This window comes from Pediococcus damnosus (assembly GCF_001611155.1).
GTDB classification, from domain to species: domain Bacteria; phylum Bacillota; class Bacilli; order Lactobacillales; family Lactobacillaceae; genus Pediococcus; species Pediococcus damnosus.
Genome location: NZ_CP012294.1, coordinates 93,995 through 112,850, shown reverse-complemented (window position 1 = coordinate 112,850; position 18,856 = coordinate 93,995). Strand labels below are relative to the sequence as shown.

16 protein-coding genes are annotated in these 18,856 nt (G+C 38.0%); 15 read left to right on the top strand and 1 reads right to left on the bottom strand.

Annotated features, from left to right (window positions below):
* Window positions 1-13 precede the first annotated feature (13 nt).
* From ADU73_RS00480 to holA, 9 genes are all read left to right on the top strand, one after another.
* Complete coding sequence (locus tag ADU73_RS00480) at window positions 14-3,445, top strand: pyruvate carboxylase (protein ID WP_062903751.1); 3,432 nt, start codon at window positions 14-16, stop codon at window positions 3,443-3,445.
* A gap of 16 nt (window positions 3,446-3,461) precedes the next feature.
* A complete protein-coding gene (locus ADU73_RS00475; RefSeq protein ID WP_046872193.1) occupies window positions 3,462-3,737 on the top strand; it encodes a DUF2129 domain-containing protein in 276 nt (91 codons plus the stop codon).
* Between the two features lie 9 nt (window positions 3,738-3,746).
* Entirely contained in the window at window positions 3,747-4,310 is a 564-nt protein-coding gene (rsmD, locus tag ADU73_RS00470; protein ID WP_062913068.1) for a 16S rRNA (guanine(966)-N(2))-methyltransferase RsmD, read from the top strand.
* Window positions 4,311-4,787, top strand: coding sequence for a pantetheine-phosphate adenylyltransferase (gene coaD, locus ADU73_RS00465; RefSeq protein WP_046872194.1), 477 nt, complete (start codon window positions 4,311-4,313; stop codon window positions 4,785-4,787).
* A 12-nt stretch (window positions 4,788-4,799) separates the two neighbouring features.
* Window positions 4,800-5,846, top strand: coding sequence for a SepM family pheromone-processing serine protease (locus tag ADU73_RS00460; RefSeq protein WP_046872195.1), 1,047 nt, complete (start codon window positions 4,800-4,802; stop codon window positions 5,844-5,846).
* A gap of 105 nt (window positions 5,847-5,951) precedes the next feature.
* Entirely contained in the window at window positions 5,952-6,716 is a 765-nt protein-coding gene (locus ADU73_RS00455; RefSeq protein WP_046872196.1) for a helix-hairpin-helix domain-containing protein, read from the top strand.
* A gap of 51 nt (window positions 6,717-6,767) precedes the next feature.
* Window positions 6,768-7,250, top strand: a complete 483-nt coding sequence (locus ADU73_RS00450; protein ID WP_046872197.1) for a ComE operon protein 2 — start codon at window positions 6,768-6,770, stop codon at window positions 7,248-7,250.
* Window positions 7,240-9,525 (top strand): DNA internalization-related competence protein ComEC/Rec2, encoded by a 2,286-nt coding sequence (locus tag ADU73_RS00445; protein WP_081113844.1) that lies wholly within the window; start codon window positions 7,240-7,242, stop codon window positions 9,523-9,525. The genes ADU73_RS00450 and ADU73_RS00445 overlap by 11 nt, the downstream gene beginning before the upstream one ends.
* Entirely contained in the window at window positions 9,503-10,540 is a 1,038-nt protein-coding gene (gene holA / locus ADU73_RS00440) for a DNA polymerase III subunit delta (protein WP_100077775.1), read from the top strand. The genes ADU73_RS00445 and holA overlap by 23 nt, the downstream gene beginning before the upstream one ends.
* 61 nt (window positions 10,541-10,601) lie before the next feature.
* Here holA and rpsT read toward each other — a convergent pair whose 3' ends face one another.
* A complete protein-coding gene (gene rpsT, locus ADU73_RS00435; RefSeq protein WP_046872198.1) occupies window positions 10,602-10,856 on the bottom strand; it encodes a 30S ribosomal protein S20 in 255 nt (84 codons plus the stop codon).
* A 278-nt stretch (window positions 10,857-11,134) separates the two neighbouring features.
* Between rpsT and rpsO the strand changes: the two genes are divergently transcribed.
* The 6 genes from rpsO to clpX all read left to right on the top strand — a co-directional run bounded on the left by rpsO (window position 11,135) and on the right by clpX (window position 18,841).
* Window positions 11,135-11,404, top strand: a complete 270-nt coding sequence (gene rpsO / locus ADU73_RS00430) for a 30S ribosomal protein S15 (protein ID WP_046872199.1) — start codon at window positions 11,135-11,137, stop codon at window positions 11,402-11,404.
* Between the two features lie 417 nt (window positions 11,405-11,821).
* A complete protein-coding gene (locus ADU73_RS00425) occupies window positions 11,822-13,531 on the top strand; it encodes a ribonuclease J (RefSeq protein WP_062913066.1) in 1,710 nt (569 codons plus the stop codon).
* 78 nt (window positions 13,532-13,609) lie between these two features.
* Complete coding sequence (locus ADU73_RS00420; RefSeq protein ID WP_056986485.1) at window positions 13,610-14,542, top strand: hypothetical protein; 933 nt, start codon at window positions 13,610-13,612, stop codon at window positions 14,540-14,542.
* A gap of 189 nt (window positions 14,543-14,731) precedes the next feature.
* Window positions 14,732-15,919, top strand: coding sequence for an elongation factor Tu (gene tuf / locus ADU73_RS00415; protein ID WP_062913065.1), 1,188 nt, complete (start codon window positions 14,732-14,734; stop codon window positions 15,917-15,919).
* A 206-nt stretch (window positions 15,920-16,125) separates the two neighbouring features.
* A complete protein-coding gene (gene tig / locus ADU73_RS00410; RefSeq protein ID WP_046872203.1) occupies window positions 16,126-17,463 on the top strand; it encodes a trigger factor in 1,338 nt (445 codons plus the stop codon).
* Window positions 17,464-17,593: 130 nt separating this feature from the next.
* On the top strand, window positions 17,594-18,841 hold the full coding sequence (gene clpX / locus ADU73_RS00405; RefSeq protein WP_062913064.1) for an ATP-dependent Clp protease ATP-binding subunit ClpX: 1,248 nt from the start codon (window positions 17,594-17,596) through the stop codon (window positions 18,839-18,841).
* The last annotated feature ends 15 nt before the right edge of the window (window positions 18,842-18,856 follow it).

Below are 18,856 nucleotides of genomic sequence, written 5' to 3'. Positions count from 1 at the left end.
TGGAGGGGTATTCATGAAAAAAGTTTTAGTAGCTAACCGGGGTGAAATTGCCACCCGAATTTTTCGAGCTTGTAAGGAATTGTCACTGAAGACGGTCGCAATTTTTGCTAAGGAAGATGAGCTTTCTGTCCATCGATTTAAAGCAGATGAAGCCTACCTTGTCGGTGCAGGTAAAAAGCCTGTTGAAGCTTATTTAGATATTGAAGATATTATTCGAATTGCTAAAGAAAACAATGTGGACGCCATTCATCCTGGCTATGGATTCTTGTCAGAGAATGAAGAATTTGCGCGTCGCTGTGAAGAAGAAGGATTAACTTTCATTGGGCCAAAAGTGGCTCATTTACATATGTTTGGCGATAAATTAGAGGCAAAAGCAGTTGCTGAAAAAGCTGGAATCACCACGATTCCGGGAACAAAAGATCCTGTAACAAGTTTTGCGCAGGTAAAGGCTTTTGCTGACAAACATGGCTATCCTATTATGCTGAAAGCCGCATTAGGTGGTGGCGGTCGGGGCATGCGAATTGTGCACAAGGCTTCCGAGCTTAAAGAAAGCTATGAACGGGCTAAAAGTGAAGCCATGCAGTCATTTGGTAGCGATGAAATGTATTTAGAGAAGTATTTACAATCACCAAAACACATTGAAGTACAGATCTTAGCTGATCAATTCGGCAACGTTTTACATTTGTTTGAACGAGACTGTTCCGTGCAACGTCGGAACCAAAAGGTCGTGGAAATTGCACCTAGTGTGACACTCCCGTTAGCTTTACGTAAACGCATTTGTGATGCTGCGGTTCGTTTGATGCAATCAGTTCATTACGTGAATGCGGCGACGGTTGAATTTTTAGTAGAAAAGGATCAGTTTTACTTTGTGGAGGTCAATCCGCGGGTTCAAGTAGAACATACCGTTACGGAATTGATTACCGATCGAGACATTGTGCAGTCCCAAATTTTGATTGCCCAGGGTAAAAATCTGTTTACCGATCTTCATTTTCCACAACAAAAGGATTTAACCTATCAAGGGGCGGCCATTCAATGTCGAATCACAACTGAAGATCCGACCAAAAAATTTATGCCTGATACGGGAACAATTGAAACTTATCGTTCTCCAGGTGGAAACGGGGTACGGCTAGATGTTGGAAACGCCTATAGTGGCGCGGTGATTACGCCATTTTTTGATTCCTTATTGGTAAAAGTTTGTGTCCATGATAGTAATTTTAAAAATACAGCCCAAAAAATGTTGCGGGTGTTGAACGAGTTTATGATTAGCGGTGTTCACACCAACATTGGTTTCTTGAAAAATGTTATTGCTCATCCTGTTTTTCAGTCAGGTGAGGCAACAACCACCTTTATTGACGAAAATCCATCACTTTTTGATGTGCCTAGTGATGCAAATCCGACCAATAAATTACTTACATACATCAGTAATATAACGGTGAATGGAACGGACGGGATCCCACAACATGAAAAGAAGTATTATCCAGAAGCCATAGAAAAACTTCAGTTAGAACCTCAGAAAGTGGAAACTAGCAAAGACATTTTGGATGCTCAGGGCGTGAGTGGCTTACAAACTTGGATTGCCAAGCAAGATCAGTTGTTGCTCACAGATACGACGCTCCGTGATGCACATCAAAGTTTGTTTGCAACCCGCATGCGAACCCATGATATGTTACCAATTGCTAATCAGATTGACCGTGGAATTCCCCAATTGTTTTCTGCTGAAGCATGGGGTGGGGCGACGTTTGACGTGGCCTACAGATTTTTACATGAAGATCCGTGGGTGCGGCTTCGTGAATTAAGAAAACGGATGCCTCACACTATGTTGCAGATGCTCTTTCGGGGCAGTAACGCCGTAGGGTATCAGAATTATCCGGATAACGTTATTCAGGAATTTATTAAGTTAGCAGCTAAAAATGGGATTGATGTTTTTCGGATTTTTGACAGTTTAAATTGGGTTCCTCAGTTGGAAACCAGTATTCAAGCTGTGCGTGACACTGGCAAAGTAGCTGAGGCCACCATGTGTTATACCGGTGATATTTTAGACAGCCATCAAAAAACGTACACTTTGAAGTACTATACCGATTTAGCAAAGGAATTAGAGCAGGCTGGTGCTCAAATTCTTGCCATCAAAGATATGGCAGGAGTTTTAAAACCTGAAGCGGCTTATCAATTAATCAGTACATTAAAAGAAAAGCTCATGATTCCAATTCATTTGCATACTCACGATACAACCGGCAACGGGATCGCCACTTATTTAAGTGCTGCTAAAGCAGGAGTCGATATTGTGGACGTGGCTGCAAGCAGTATGTCAGGAACAACCAGTCAACCTAGCATGAGTAGTTTGTATTACGCGATGGCTGGGACAAAACGCCAACCCACAATCAACAGCAAAAATGTAGAAGAAATTAATCGTTACTGGAAAGGCATCCGACCATTTTACCAAGATTTTGAAAATGGCATGACGGGATCCCAAACGGATATTTATCAAACCCAAATGCCAGGAGGCCAATACTCTAATCTCCAGCAACAGGCTCAAGCTCTTGGCCTAAAGGGTCGTTTTGAAGATGTCAAACACGCTTACCGGCAAGTTAACCAACTATTTGGCGACATCATCAAAGTGACACCAAGTTCCAAAGTGGTTGGCGACATGGCTTTGTTCATGGTTGAAAATAAGTTGACTCCAGATGCAGTTTTGAAGCAAGGGGATCATCTTGATTTTCCTCAATCTGTAGTTGATTTCTTTGCGGGCAACCTTGGGCAACCAGTAAATGGCTTTCCCAAGCAATTGCAAAAATTGGTTTTGAAGAATCATCCTGCAATTACCGTTCGGCCGGGCAGTTTGGCTAAACCAGTTGATTTCGATGCCTTTAAGAAAGATCTAGATAAAAAATTAAAACGTGATACTGCTCCAGAAGAAGTAATTAGTGCCATTCTTTACCCTAAGGTGTTCGAGGACTTCGATAAATTCGAAAAAACCTCAGGACCGGTAACTAAATTGGATACGGCAACCTTTTTCCAAGGCATTCGTCGTGGTGAGACAGTTGATGTGGAAATTCGCCACGGGGTTCATTTAATTATTAAATTGGATCAGCTTGGTGAGGTTGATGAACAGGGACGCCGAACCTTGTATTTTGAAGTAAATGGACGCAAACAAGATATTATTGTTCGTGATTTGAGCGTGCATGATCCGGTAATGAGTAAACGCAAAGCCGAACCCACAAACGCAAATGAGATTGGTGCGACAATGAGTGGATCAGTCTTGAATGTAAGTGTGGCGGCTGGTGATAAAATTAGTAAGGGTACCAATTTATTGGTTACTGAGGCTATGAAAATGGAGACGACGATTCAAGCACCGTTTGACTGTGTTATCAAGCATGTCTATGTGGCTGCTGGAGACGTTGTCGATACCAATGACTTATTAATTGAGATTGCCCCACAAAAATTGTAGCTTAGGAGGCCATTTGATGGAATTCAAACTTCAACCACGAGAAAGCATTATCGTGAACTTAGGCAATATGCGCCAAGTAAAACAGTTAAAGAAATTTGGAATTGTATATTATGTATCAAAAAGCATGAAGTATGCCGTGTTATACACAGACAAGGATAAAGCTGAACAAGCGTGCACAGCGATTGGCAAGCTTTCCAGTGTAAAACAAGCGGAAATTTCACCACGGGCAGAATTAAGAACGAATTATGATGATGATGAAAGTACCGATTATAAAAGAACGAATGAAGATTAGGTGAGATAAATGCGAGTTGTATCTGGAGATTTTGGGGGGCGGCGGTTAAAGGCAGTCCCAGGAGTAAAAACCCGTCCGACTACGGATAAAGTTAAGGAATCCATTTTTAACATGATTGGTCCTTATTTTGATGGTGGGGCCTCTTTGGATCTTTTTGCGGGGAGTGGTGGTTTGAGTATTGAAGCCGTTTCTCGGGGAATTAATCAAGCGGTGTTAGTTGATAAGCAACGGCAGGCCATTCAAACAATTGAGCAAAGTGTGATGGTGACGAAGGCTGAAAATCAATTTAAAATTATCCGGCAAGATGCCAAAATTGCCCTAAATATCTTGGCAGATCAGGGAAAACGGTTTGACCTAGTATTTTTAGATCCGCCTTATAAGTTACAAAAAATCACGCAAAACATGGCGAAAATGGTGAATTTAAACTTGTTAAATGCCGGGGCCATTATTGTTTGTGAAACAGATCAATTTGCAAAATTGCCAGAGACACTTCCTAACTTTACCCTGTGGAAGCGTCAAGACTATGGCATTACGGAGATTAGTATTTATCAATTCGATGAAACAGGTGATTAAATGAGAATTGCAGTTTTTCCTGGGAGTTTTGATCCTCTAACAAATGGTCATCTTGACATCATCAAACGTGGCAGTTATCTGTTTGATGAACTAGTAGTAGCTGTGGGTGTTAATACGACGAAGACTGCTTTGTTCAGTACCGAAGAAAAAGTTCATTTGATTGAAGAAGCAGTTTCACCGTTAAAAAATGTGCGGGTGGTCACGACGCAAGGACTGACGGTTGATTTGTTTAAAAAATTAGGCGCCACGACGCTTATTCGGGGATTACGCGATGAAGCCGATTATCGTTATGAACGCCAAATTGCTGAAATGAATCATCAGCTAGATTCTCAAGTAGAAACGATTTTCTTGATGGCCCGGCCTCAAGATACGTATGTGGCTTCAAGTATCATTAAAGAGATTGCCAAAATGGGCGGCGATATTTCGCAGTTTGTGCCTAAAAATGTGAGTGAGCCATTAAAGGCTAAATTCAAGTAGGGATGATGTCATTTGCAGAAAATACGCAAATTTTTTAAAAAAGCTTGGCCTTTCCTAGTTGGAATCGTCGTTTTATTGATCCTTTTGTTTTTACCCTTGCCTTTCTATGTTGAAGGACCGGGAACGGCCGATCAATTAAGTCCTTATGTGCGAGTCAATCATCAAAAAGATACTAAAAAAGGCAGCTTTCGGATGACGACTGTTTCAATGGCACAAGGAACGCCAGCGCTCTATGTTTATGCGAAACTGATGCCTGATTATGAAGTAGACTCTGCTAGTGAAGTAACGGGAAATCAAGATAATGCGACATACAATAAAGTGCAGACGTTTTATATGAAGAGTGCGGTTAACCAGGCAATTTATGTGGCTTATAAAAAAGCAAATAAAGCGGTTAAAGTGCATTTTAAAGGGATTTATGTGCTTGAGGTTGAAAAAAATTCTCAGTTTAAAAAAGCGTTAAAAGTCGGTGACACGATCACAAAAGTAAATGGTCAACGTTTGATTAGCGCTGAAGATGCCATGAAGAAAATTAGTAGCCAAAAGGTTGGAAGCAAGTTAACAATCACTTACCAGCATAATGGAAAAACTAAGACAACTTCTGGAAAGTTGATTAGGCTATCAACTGGTAAACCGGGAATCGGGATTGGGCTGACTGATAATAACAAGGTCACAACAAAAATTCCCGTTTCTATTAACTCACATGGCGTTGAAGGTCCATCTGCTGGTCTAATGTTTACCCTGCAAATCTATAGTCAACTAACGCAAGAAAATTTGCGTAAGGGCCGCAACATTGCTGGTACCGGGACAATTGCTACAGATGGAATGGTTGGCGAAATTGGTGGCATTGATAAAAAGATTGTGGCTGCAAAAAAGGCCGGAGCAACGATTTTCTTTGCTCCTTATATCAAACCAACAAAACTGATTGAAAAATATGAGCCAGATCATCTGACCAATTATCAATTAGCGAAGAAAACTGCCAAAAGAGTGGCACCAAATTTAAAAGTGGTGCCGGTTCAGAATTTCTCAGATGCTGTTAAGTATTTGCAAACACATAACTAAATAAGGTTACTAAGAGATATTTTTAAAAATTATCAATAAAACGATAATGAATTAAAAAATATCTCTTTTTTTGTCGTATCTTTCTAAAGAGGAGGGATGGTTACCATGATTGAAGAAATTTGGGAAAATTATAAAAAATATATCATTATTGGTGCGGGCGTTTTCGTGATTGCAATCGGTGCATTTATTTTGTTGGGGAAAAGATCAGCACCAGCTAGTTCGAATGCAATGGCAGTTAGTGGCAGTCAAGGATCTGTTAGTGATCAGAGCATCTTTTCGAATGCTAGTAGCAGTTCAGAAACTGGAACAACAACGGCGGTGAGCAGCACAACTAGTAGTCCCTCTGGTAGTCAAGTGATATATGTGGATGTAAAGGGGGCAGTTAAGCATCCGGGAATTTTTAAAGTAAAAACATCGATGCGTGTGGATGATGCCATTAATCTGGCTGGGGGAATGGAGAGAACAGCGGATCGAAAACACATTAATTTAGCCCAACGATTGACCGATCAGCAGGTAATCTATGTGCCCATTCGTGGTGAAATTAAAGGTGCACCAACTGGCACGATTGATGCAGAAGTTGAGACAGAAAGTCCCAGTGATTCGACTAGTGGTGCTACAAATGGTGGAAGTAGTGCCGCTAGTGCATCAACTTCTGGGAGCGGCAATGAATCTGGCGGTGGCACAGTTAACTTGAACAGTGCCACTAAGGAACAGTTACAATCGTTAACGGGAATTGGTGAAAAGAAAGCAGAACAAATTATTCAGTATCGAGAAGCACACGGTAAATTTAAAGGTGTTGAAGAATTAAAAGAAGTGCAAGGCATTGGTGATAAAATATTTGAGACGTTAAAGTCGCAATTGAGTGTGTAGGGTATAATGGGGATTGTTTGATACTTTAGCTTAAAAAGGGAGAAAATCATTATGAGTGATAAAAGAATTCCATGGGATCAATATTTTATGACCCAGGCTGCTTTGTTGTCGTTAAGAAGTACCTGTAATCGGCTTTCTGTAGGGGCAACGATTGTGCGGGATAAACGTATCATTGCTGGAGGTTACAATGGTTCGGTTGCTGGTGATACGCATTGCATTGATGAAGGCTGCTATTTGGTTGATGGTCATTGTGTTCGAACCATCCATGCCGAAATGAATGCCATTTTGCAGTGTGCAAAATTTGGAGCAGCCACTGAAGGTGCCGAAATTTATGTCACTGATTTTCCTTGTCTACAGTGTACAAAAATGATTTTGCAAGCAGGAATTAAGAAAATCCATTATTTACGTAATTACCATAATGATCCCTATGCCATGAGCCTTTTAAAACGTATGCACATTGAAGTTCAACACGTTAAATTTACTGATGAAGAAATTGCCGCAATTTCAATGGAAAAGGTTCTAAATCAAGACTGATCAAGAACCATTTCCATGGATTTTTATTGCTGTTTTAGCAATCTTTCTCGATGCCATAATTACGATTCATCTATGGTTCTTTTTAATATTTCTAAGTTATTGGTTTTTCCGAATTTTTTGTTTACACAGCAAAAAAATCATGATTTATGCTAGTTTTGCGGGAATTGTCATGGGGCTATTATTTATTAATCATAGTCGAAATTTAACTAGACAAGCTTTGTCTGAACAAGCCGACTGGCAAGGAATCGTTGTCGTTCAGCCGGATGAAATCAAGTGTCAGGGTGATTATTTCCAATTTACTGGCGTTGACATGAATAAGCATCGTTTACAGGTTTCTGGATATTTAAAATCAAAAGAAGAAAAAAATCAACTTGAAAGAATTGATCGTCCTGTCCAATTGACCGTTCATGGGCAACTACAAACAATTGATCAGCCAGGAAATTTGAATCAATTTAATTACCGAAGCTACTGTTTTTCAAAAGGAATCACTAATTTATTAGGTAAAACGACCATTTTGAGCCGACAACGGGTGAAGAGCTCTAATCCATTAAATTGGCTAGTAAGTTGGTTGCATATTTGGCGTAATAATATGCGTAAGTACTGCCAACGGCTACCTAAATTAATGCAAACCTATGCGTTAAGTCTCTTAATTGGTTTTAAGGATGACGAGTTTTCAGAAGAAATGGAGGGAGTCACAACCCTCGGACTTCTGCACTTGTTTAGTTTATCAGGTCTCCATGTATTTTATTTTTGTTGGCTATTAAAAAGTTTTTTCTTACGTCTTCGGGTGACAAAAGAAACGACGAATCTCTTGCTGCTGATCCTGTTACCGGCATTTCTAATTATTGGTGGTGGATCAGGTAGTTTGTTTCGTTCAATTATGATGGCAGAATTGGGGATGCTTGGCACCAAGCTTGGCAGACAACGCATTCAGCTGAATGTATGGAGTGTGACGCTGTTAATTAATCTTATCTTTGATCCGTATGTAATCTTAAGTATGGGTGGACAGCTGAGTTATCTTTTATCGTTTTTACTTATTTTTATTGGCAATTATTCAGCTTTTAAACGAGCCTGGGGTTTAAACATTGTCAGTTTGCCCATTATTTTATTTCATACGTATCAATGGCATGTATTAACTTCATTTGCCAATTTTCTAATTATTCCAATCTTTTCAAATTTTGTCATGCCACTTGTAATTTTAAGTTCGGCAACGTACTGGATCATGCCCCAGTTGACTGATTTTCTTAATCCATTGTTAAAACTATTTCATTCTTTTGTTACCTTGCTAAGTCAGATACCTGGTCAAATAATTTTTGGAAAACTTTCTCTGGAGTTTACGGCCATTTTATTACTTGTTTCATTAGGATGGATTGCTTTTCCGCGGTTTAAAAAGTGTTTTGTTTTTGCTTTAGCGAGTTGCTATCTGGGAGGATTTATCTGGATTCATTTTCCCTTACATGGCGAGGTTACGTTTGTGGACGTTGGTCAAGGTGATAGTATTTTGATTCGAACGCCGTTTAATCGATCAGTTACGGTCATTGATACTGGCGGAAAGGTTGGGTTCTTAAAGCCAAATTGGGCACAACGATCACCAAAAAAACATATTCCACCAGTTTTGAATTATTTACATAGTTTGGGGATAGCCAAAGTTGATACGCTTTGTTTGTCTCACCAGGACGCTGATCATATCGGGGATGCTGGTGTGTTACTTTCAAAAATGAAAGTTAGGCAAGTGGTAATCCCAAACGGAATGGAAAATTCGCGCGGATTTCAATCAAAAGTTCAGGCATTTTTGAAAAACGCTAAGTTGTATCCAGTTTTAGCCGGACAAAAAATTAATGATTTACCCTTAGAAATTGTGCATCCATTTTTACCTGGGAAAGGTGAAAACCATGATTCTCTAACCTTATATGGAAAACTTGGTTCGGATACTTTTATTTTTAGTGGTGATTTAGATCAAGCTGGTGAAAAAGACATTATCGCTACTTATCCTAATTTACAGGCAACAATTGCTAAATTAGGGCATCACGGAAGTAAAACTGCCTCTGCAGAAGACTATTTGAAGCAAATTCATGTTAAAATTGGAGTTATCTCAGCGGGCAAAAATAATCATTATGGTCATCCTAATCCGGAGACTTTGACAACTTTGAAAAAATTGAACATTCAATCTTTGTCAACGATTGAAGCGGGAATGATCACTTATCGATTCACGACCCATGGGTTTACAAATTGGCGTTTTGTACGGAGGAATTATGAAAAAGATCCAATACAATGAACTTTTAAAAAGATTAGCGGCACACAAGATTGATCCGATCTATCTCATCCTTGGTAAGGAGAGTTATTTGGAACAGCAAATTCAAGAAGCCTTTCAGATGCTTGTCCCTGAAGAAGAGCGTGAGATGAATATTGGTAATTATGATATGGAAGTGACTCCGCTAGGGGCTGTTTTGAATGATGCCACATCTGCCCCTTTTTTTGGAGAACGACGGGTTATTTTTGTTAGAAATCCTTATTTTTTAACAGGAGAACGTCATAAAGGTGGACCAAATCATGATATCGATGGCTTACAAACTTATTTAGATCATCCAGTGGAAACTTCTGTTTTAGTTTTCCTTGCGAATTATGAAAAGCTGGATGGGCGAAAGAAAATTGTAAAAACGCTAAATAAGCAAGCTTTGACCACTCAAATTGGTAATTTAAATCAAGGTCAAGTTAGTCAGTTAATTACGACACGTCTGGCAGAAAAGCAATACACAATTTCTTCGGAAGCCATGAATCAATTGTTATTTCGAACGGATTCCGATTTGAGTACAATGATGAATGAGTTGCCTAAATTGATGTTATATAATGTAAAGGAACGTAAAATTACGGTCGAATCAGTTAATGCGCTAGTTTCGAAGAGCTTAGATCAAAATGTTTTCGATTTGAGTAATGCAGTTTTACAAAAGAATTCAAAACAAGCGATTGATATTTATCAGAGCTTAATTACGCAGCAAGAGCAGCCTTTACGAATTAATGCAGTTTTAGTTAGCCAATTTCGACTATTGTTACAGGTTAAAATTTTACAAAACCAGGGATCTTCACAAGGGGATATTGCTGGAACGTTGAAAGTTCATCCATATCGAGTTAAGTTGGCTATGCAAACTAGCCGTCGCTTTTCAATGAAGGACTTAACGATGGGGTACACGGGACTAGTGGATCTTGATTTGCAGTTAAAGTCTACTCAAAAAGATCCAGAATTACTTTTTGAACTGTTTTTACTTCAGTTTATTGATCAAAAAATCGCATAAAAAATAGGTATTATAAAAGCCCAGAGATATTTTATCTCTGGGCTTTTATAAATTTCATAAATTATTTAGCAAGTTGTTTTGTTAAACGTGATTTTGTACGTGCAGCTTTGTTAGTTTTGATTAAACCTTTTGTTTTGGCTTGGTCAATTTTGCTAATTGCTGACAGGTATAAATCTTGTTTATTATCAGAGCCATTTACAGCAGCTGCTTCAAACTTCTTAACAGCTGATCGTAAATTACTTACTTGGCCCTGGTTACGTAAAGCTGCTTTTTCGTTAGTCTTTACACGCTTCATTGCGGATTTAATAACTGGCATTTGATTCACCTCCACTAATCTGAAATTAATACTACAACAAGTGTTATTATACAGAAGACATCAATTTAATGCAATAACAAATCGTCAAGTAATATTACTTGATAGCTAAATCTGTGAATTTTTATTGGTGATTTTTGGTCCTGAATTAAGTTTGGACTTGTAATTTAGTCTTAAATTAGGTACGATATAAACTGTGCTTAAGCACAAACCCATACTTAGTTTTTCGAATCACCAACGATTACTCAGTTTCGGGCAATATATATAAAGGGGTGAAAAAAATGGCAATTTCAAAGGAAAAGAAAACTGAAATCATTAAGAAATATGCACGTAAAGACGGTGATACTGGTTCTACAGAGGTCCAGGTCGCAGTTTTAACAGCTGATATTAATGAAATTAACGAACATTTAAGTGTCCATAAAAAAGATTTTCATTCACAACGTGGTTTGATGAAGAAAATTGGTCATCGTCGTAACTTGTTAGCATACTTACGCGGTAAAGATATTCAACGATATCGTGACTTAATCCAATCATTAGGCTTACGTCGTTAATCACAAAGAGTGGGAGCTTCGGCTTTCACTTTTTTTGTACCCAAAATTTGGAATTGTTGATATGAAAATGAAGAAAATAGACTAAAATCATTTATTTACCTTATGTTTAAATACTTAGAACGCAACTCTCACTATAAAATGTGGTAAACTTAAACCAGTTTATACGTCGAGACAGAATGAATTTTAAAAAACACAATAATCGTGTGTTTCGTTAAGTAGATTGAATTTATAAGTTCAAACAAGTTATAAATAAGAGATTAAATTTATACTTTGTAACTGAAAATTCATCTAAAATGGCACTCTAGCGTTCTAACCAGACTATGAGATTTTACAAATTTCATAGTCCATTAATGCATCAGAGTATTTTGATAGATAAACAATTAATGAAAGTATTTAAAAAAATTTTGAGGTGGAATAATGAGTAATAGTATTAGAATAATCCCATTTAGTGGGGTTCGTGAGAATGGCAAGAATATGTATGCCGTTGAAGTAAATGATTCCATTTACATTCTAGATTGTGGATTAAAGTACCCAGAAAATGAGCTTTTAGGAATTGATGTTGTCATTCCTGATTTTTCTTATTTAGAAAAACATAGTGATAAAATTGTGGGTGTTTTTCTTACCCATGGGCATGCAGACGCAATTGGCGCCTTGCCTTACTTTTTAGATAAGTTCCCAGTTCCTGTATTTGGTTCAGAAATGACAATTGCACTGGCCAAATTAAACGTTGAAAAAGATCCTAAATTGAAGCAGTTTAGTGATTTTCACATTGTAAATGAAAAAATGGAAATCGATTTTGGCGATGTAACAGTTGGGTTCTTCAAGACGACCCATTCTATTCCTGAATCATTAGGAATTGTATTGAAGACTGAAGAAGGCCAGATCGTTTATACTGGTGACTTTAAGTTTGACCAGACAGCTGCTCCAGAATACGCAACTGATTTTGGACGTTTGGGTCAAATTGGTGCAGATGGCGTTTTAGCATTATTGAGTGAATCGGCTAATGATGAAAATCCCAAACCTTCAACTAATGAACGTGATATTGCTAATTATATTTTAGAAGCTTTCAAATATCATAAAGGGCGGATCATTGTCGCTTCTGTGGCTTCTAATATTTTACGAATTCAACAAGTTCTGGATGCTGCGGCTCAATCAGATCGAAAAGTTGTGTTAACCGGTCATGATTTAGAAAAAATTGTAAATACGGCACTCAGATTAAAAAAATTACATTTACCTACTGAAGATATTATTGTACCGTTCAACAAATTAGATAGTTTGGATAAAGAGCGGACCGTTGTTTTGGAGACTGGAAAAATGGGAGAACCAATTAAGGCTCTTCAAAAGATGTCCAACGATCCCGGTAAAGGGGTTCAAATTGGACATGGCGATTTAGTATTCATTGCAACCACGCCATCGCATGCTATGGAAACTACTGTAGCTAAAACGAAGAATATGATTTACCGTGCTGGTGGAGAAGTAAAGGCGATTTCAGATGATCTGAATGCATCTGGTCACGCTAGCAAAAATGATTTACAATTGATGATCAATCTTTTAAAGCCTAAGTACTTAATTCCAGTTCAAGGAGAGTACCGCCTTTTGAAGACCCATGTTCAATTAGCACAAGAAGCAGGGATGGATAAAGATCACATTTTCTTAACCCAAAAGGGCGATGTTTTAGAGTATAAAAATAATGAAATGCACTTGGGTGAAGGAATTGAAGTTGGCGACACCATGATTGATGGAATCGGTGTTGGTGATATCGGTAATATTGTCTTACGGGACCGTAAAACTCTTTCCGATGATGGGATCTTTATTGCAGTTGTAACTATTGATCGAAAGAAGAAAATAATTATTGGCGAGCCCAAAGTAACATCACGTGGCTTTGTTTATGTGAATAATGACCATGATTTATTGAAAGAAAGCAGCAGCATTGTTACGGAAGTCGTCCAGGATAACCTTGATAACAAGGAATTTGATTGGGGTCATTTGAAGCAGGATATTCGTGAGAAGATTAGTCGTTACTTGTTTGAACAAACTAAACGTCATCCTGTTATTCTTCCAGTGATCATGGAAGTTAATCAGCACCATCATAAAGTAGTGAAGAAAGCACCTGAAAAAAAAGCTTAAGAGATCAACTAAACTGGTAATGCCGGACATATGGCATTACCAGTTTCTTGGTTATCGGACGTTTAGGGAGATGAAAAAATGGCTGAATCTGATCAGATGAAAAAAATTAAACAGGCAGTTGCAGAAGAGCACTGGCAAACGGTTCTTAATTTAATTGAGCCTAATGTAGAGAAAATTCAAATTGATGCACAGTTAAATTATTTTTTTGTTCTCAGTTTATTTCGGACAAAACATTACGTGGAAGGCTTAAAATATGCCAATGATGCGGCAGATTTTTATTTGCAAAATGCCCAGAAAAGAAAATTATATTTTTCTTTAATGCTGGCGTGTCAAGATTTTTTAGATGCTCATCGTTTTTTGGAAGTTTTGCGGAAGCATCATTTTAACGATTTGGATCAATTTGAAGCTGATTTAATGAAAAAAGAAAACGAAACTCGTGAACAAAGCCAAACTTTGAATCAAAGACTAAAAAAGTTTTATCACCTAGGGGATTTATCAATTGCAGAGGCCAATAAAGAACTGGAAGTGGCTAAACAATTGCCTGCAGCAGAATATTTTCAAGCAGCTCAATTTATTTTTGTGGATCCATTTGTGCATCCGCTAATCCGTGCGACAGTTTTGGAAAATGTTGTGTTGATGGGTCAACAGAAGACGGTCAGTTATTATTGGCTAGATAATCAGAACCATGACGTTAACTTAAGTAATCTAAAAGGAATTCTTGATAATTCTGTTAATCAAGATTTAACGAATGCGTTGCAAAATAAGTTAGCTGATCAAGATCCGATTATGCTATCAGGACTCTTAAAAGAAAAGGACTTGTATTTAAGTTATGTTTACCCGTTTGCAAAACAGATTTTTTTGAAACCTTTGGATTGGGTGAATTACTGGCTGGATGAGTATTACGGCCGTGCACACCAAGTTACAAAGGCAACGCAATCTATAGAAAAATGGCAAACAAAATTTCATAATTTTACACAACAACTTATAGAAGATTCCGAGATAAATAAGTAAAAAGATATAAATAATTAAACTTTTTTGGCCAAATCGGTTTACAAACATCGATGTTCTTTATATAATGTTTAAGGATTCTCGTAGGTGAGACTTGGCCTTTTCATGAGGATGTAGTATAATAGTTTTTAAAGAATCCAGCCACGCCAAGGGCTGAGTAATTCTTACGAAAAATACAGGAGGTTCGTATTAATGGCAAAAGAACATTACGAAAGAACAAAACCCCATGTAAATATTGGTACAATTGGCCATATTGATCATGGAAAAACTACTTTAACAGCAGCAATTACAAAGGTTTTAGCTGCAAAAGGTTTAGCTAAGGCTGAAGATTATGCTGATATTGATGCAGCTCCAGAGGAACGTGAACGTGGTATCACAATCAACACTGCCCACGTTGAATACGAGACTGAAAAACGTCATTACGCACATATTGATGCCCCAGGACATGCTGATTACATCAAGAACATGATCACTGGTGCTGCACAAATGGATGGTGCTATCTTAGTTGTTGCTGCAACTGATGGCCCTATGCCACAAACTCGTGAACATATTTTACTTGCTCACCAAGTTGGTGTTGACTATATCGTTGTCTTCTTAAACAAGACTGATTTAGTTGATGATGACGAATTAATTGACTTAGTTGAAATGGAAGTCCGTGAACTATTATCAGAATATGATTATCCTGGTGATGATGTTCCTGTCATCCGTGGTTCAGCTTTGAAGGCTCTCCAAGGCGATCCAGAACAAGAAAAGGTTATCCTTCACTTAATGGATGTTGTTGATGAATATATCCCAACACCAAAACGTGATAACGACAAGCCTTTCTTAATGCCTGTTGAAGATGTCTTCACAATTACTGGTCGTGGAACTGTTGCTTCTGGTCGTATTGACCGTGGCGAAATCAAGGTTGGCGATGAAGTTGAAATCGTTGGTTTGAATGATCAACCATTGAAGTCAACTGTTACTGGTCTTGAAATGTTCCGTAAGACACTTGATTTAGGTGAGGCCGGCGATAACGTTGGTGTCTTACTTCGTGGTGTTAACCGTGATCAAGTTGTCCGTGGACAAGTTGTTGCTGCACCTGGTTCAATCCAGACGTACAAGAAGTTCAAGTCTGAGGTCTATATCTTAACAAAAGAAGAAGGTGGCCGTCATACGCCATTCTTCTCAAACTATCGTCCTCAATTCTACTTCCATACAACTGATGTTACAGGTGTAATTGAATTACCTGAAAACGTTGAAATGGTAATGCCTGGCGATAACGTTACATTTACTGTAGAACTTATCGAACCAGTTGCTATTGAAAAAGGTACTAAGTTCACTGTTCGTGAAGGTGGACATACTGTTGGTGCTGGTGTCGTTTCACAAATTGATGACTAATTAATTTTAAAAACAACACAGAAAAAAGATTTGGAATTCGTTCCGAGTCTTTTTTTGTATCCAAAATTTGGTTAAACTGGCGTTTTATTGCGTTTTTAGCAGCGATATTGGTAACAATCATTTACAATTAACAGCGTATACGGTAAACTAGTACACGTATGCAATAGTAATTGTAAAACTACTTTTTAATTGTCGGAGGGAAAATAATGACTGCAAAATGGGAAAAAAAGGGTGCTAATGATGGCAAATTAACTTTCGAAATTAGTACTGATAAAATTCATGAAGGCTTAGATAAAGCTTTCCAAAAAACACGAAAAAAATTAAGTGTACCTGGATTCCGTAAAGGACGTGTCCCACGCCAGATTTTTAATCAAATGTATGGTGAAGAAGCATTATATGAGGACGCTTTAAATATCGTTTTACCAGATGCTTATGAAGCTGCAATTGCAGAAGCAAAGATTGAACCAGTAGATCAACCAAAAATCGATGTTGATAGCATGGAAAAAGGCAAACCATGGGTCTTAAAGGCTGTTGTGACCGTTAAACCTGATGTTAAGCTTGGTGACTACAAAGGTTTAACCGTTGCAAAACAAGGTCATCGGGTAACTTCAAAAGAAGTTGACGCTGATATTGAAAAGAAACGTGAACAACAAGCTGAACTTGTTTTAAAAGAAGACAAGCCTGCTGAAAAGGGTGATACTGTTACCATCGATTTTGAAGGTTCCGTTGATGGCAAACCATTTGATGGTGGCAAAGCAGATAACTATGACTTGGAGCTTGGTTCAAATTCATTTATTCCTGGCTTTGAAGAACAATTAGTTGGTCATAAATCTGACGAAAAAGTGGACGTTAAAGTAACCTTCCCAGATGATTATAATGCCAAAGATCTTCAGGGTAAGGCAGCTGATTTTGCTGTTACTATCCACGAAATCAAGACTAAAGAGCTTCCTGATTTAGATGATGAATTTGCTAAAGATGTTGACGAAGAAGTTGATTCTTTGGAAGAATTAAAAGCAAAGACCCATGATGAATTAAAAGCTAAAAATGATGAAGCAGCTAGTCAAGCTAAAGAAGACGAAGCTATTCAAAAAGCCGTTGATAATGCAGAGATTAAAGAAGTCCCTCAATCAATGATGGATGAAGATGTGCAACGTCAACTTGATCAATATCTTGCAAATATGCAACAACAAGGAATTGACCCTAAGACTTACTATAAGATTACAGGTACATCTGAAGACGATCTTAAGAAACAATTAGCAGATGGTGCTGAAAACCGAGTTAAAACGAACTTAGTTTTGGAAGCCATTGTTGATGCTGAAAAGATTGTTCCAACTGAAGATGAAGTTGCTGCAGAAGTTAAAGATTTAGCTTCTCAATATGGTATGGAAGAGAGTGCAATTAAAAAGGCACTTTCTGAAGACATGTTGAAGCATGATATCGCAGTTAAGAAGGCTGTTTCTGTTATTACTGATTCTGCTGTAGAAGAAAGCAAAGCTAAGGCTGCAAAAAAAGCAGACAAAGCTAGCGATGCTGAAACTAAATAAAGCAAATTAAGTTTGACTAAAGAAAGAATCCATTCGTTTTATTTGATGGATTCTTTTTTAAACCGAGTTGTTAGCTTAATATGGTGGATTTTGGTATGATAAACGTATAAATAATAGAGAGGTGAGTTGGTTGTTAGATAATACCGATACCACAGGAACGATCACATGTTCATTTTGTGGAAAGACTCAAGATCAGGTAAAGAAAATTGTCGCCGGTCCTGGTGTCTACATCTGTAATGAATGTATCGATTTATGTAAGGAAATTATTGATGAAGAAGTTTCTAGAGAGAGAGCTGAAGAGTTTTCCGATGTGCCAACTCCAGCAGAAATTGTCTCTAAACTTGATGACTATGTCATTGGTCAGACAGAGGCTAAACGAACTTTGTCGGTAGCTGTGTATAACCACTACAAACGAATTAACCAGATGGAAAATGCTGACGAAGGAGATGCTGAATTACAAAAAAGTAATATTAGCATCATTGGACCAACTGGATCTGGAAAAACATTTTTGGCCCAAACCTTAGCACGGATTCTAAACGTGCCCTTTGCCATTGCAGATGCAACGACTTTGACTGAGGCCGGCTATGTTGGTGAAGATGTTGAAAATATTCTTTTAAAACTTTTGCAAAATGCTGACTATGATGTTGAAAAAGCTGAAAAGGGCATTATCTACATCGATGAAATCGATAAGATTGCTAAAAAGAGTGAGAATGTTTCAATTACGCGTGATGTTTCTGGAGAAGGAGTCCAGCAGGCTCTTTTGAAAATTCTAGAAGGCACAATTGCAAATGTACCACCGCAAGGCGGACGGAAGCATCCACAACAAGAGTTTATTCAAATCGATACAACTAACATTTTGTTTATTGTTGGTGGTGCGTTTGATGGGATTGAAGACATTGTCAAAAGTCGCTTAGGTGATAAGGTAATTGGGTTCGGAACTGATTCTACAAAAACAGTTGATAAATCTAAGAGTTTGATGCAACAAGTTATTCCCGAAGATTTATTACGCTTTGGTCTAATCCCCGAGTTCATTGGTCGATTACCAATTTTGACGGCCCTTGAGAAACTTACAACTGATGACTTAGTTCGAATTTTGACTGAGCCCAAAAATGCATTAGTTAAGCAGTATCAGACATTATTATCATTAGATGATGTCAAATTACACTTTACACCGCAAGCTTTACGAGCAATTGCTGAAGAGGCCATTACTCGTAACACAGGTGCACGTGGGTTACGTTCCATTATTGAAGAAGTTATGCGTGATATTATGTTTGACATTCCATCTCGTGATGATGTCGAACAAGTTACAGTAACTAAACGAACAGTGGTTGATCATGTGGAACCAGAATTAATTTTAAAAGATAAAAAAGCTTCTTAAACTAGGTTCGAATTT

What these genes read in the sequence shown, in the direction of transcription:
- ADU73_RS00480 (WP_062903751.1), top strand. Translation starts at nt 14, where the DNA reads ATGAAAAAAGTTTTAGTAGCTAACCGGGGTGAAATTGCCACCCGAATT.
- ADU73_RS00475 (WP_046872193.1), top strand. Translation starts at nt 3,462, where the DNA reads ATGGAATTCAAACTTCAACCACGAGAAAGCATTATCGTGAACTTAGGC.
- rsmD (WP_062913068.1), top strand. Translation starts at nt 3,747, where the DNA reads ATGCGAGTTGTATCTGGAGATTTTGGGGGGCGGCGGTTAAAGGCAGTC.
- coaD (WP_046872194.1), top strand. Translation starts at nt 4,311, where the DNA reads ATGAGAATTGCAGTTTTTCCTGGGAGTTTTGATCCTCTAACAAATGGT.
- ADU73_RS00455 (WP_046872196.1), top strand. Translation starts at nt 5,952, where the DNA reads ATGATTGAAGAAATTTGGGAAAATTATAAAAAATATATCATTATTGGT.
- ADU73_RS00450 (WP_046872197.1), top strand. Translation starts at nt 6,768, where the DNA reads ATGAGTGATAAAAGAATTCCATGGGATCAATATTTTATGACCCAGGCT.
- holA (WP_100077775.1), top strand. Translation starts at nt 9,503, where the DNA reads ATGAAAAAGATCCAATACAATGAACTTTTAAAAAGATTAGCGGCACAC.
- rpsT (WP_046872198.1), bottom strand. Translation starts at nt 10,856, where the DNA reads ATGCCAGTTATTAAATCCGCAATGAAGCGTGTAAAGACTAACGAAAAA.
- rpsO (WP_046872199.1), top strand. Translation starts at nt 11,135, where the DNA reads ATGGCAATTTCAAAGGAAAAGAAAACTGAAATCATTAAGAAATATGCA.
- ADU73_RS00425 (WP_062913066.1), top strand. Translation starts at nt 11,822, where the DNA reads ATGAGTAATAGTATTAGAATAATCCCATTTAGTGGGGTTCGTGAGAAT.
- ADU73_RS00420 (WP_056986485.1), top strand. Translation starts at nt 13,610, where the DNA reads ATGGCTGAATCTGATCAGATGAAAAAAATTAAACAGGCAGTTGCAGAA.
- tuf (WP_062913065.1), top strand. Translation starts at nt 14,732, where the DNA reads ATGGCAAAAGAACATTACGAAAGAACAAAACCCCATGTAAATATTGGT.
- tig (WP_046872203.1), top strand. Translation starts at nt 16,126, where the DNA reads ATGACTGCAAAATGGGAAAAAAAGGGTGCTAATGATGGCAAATTAACT.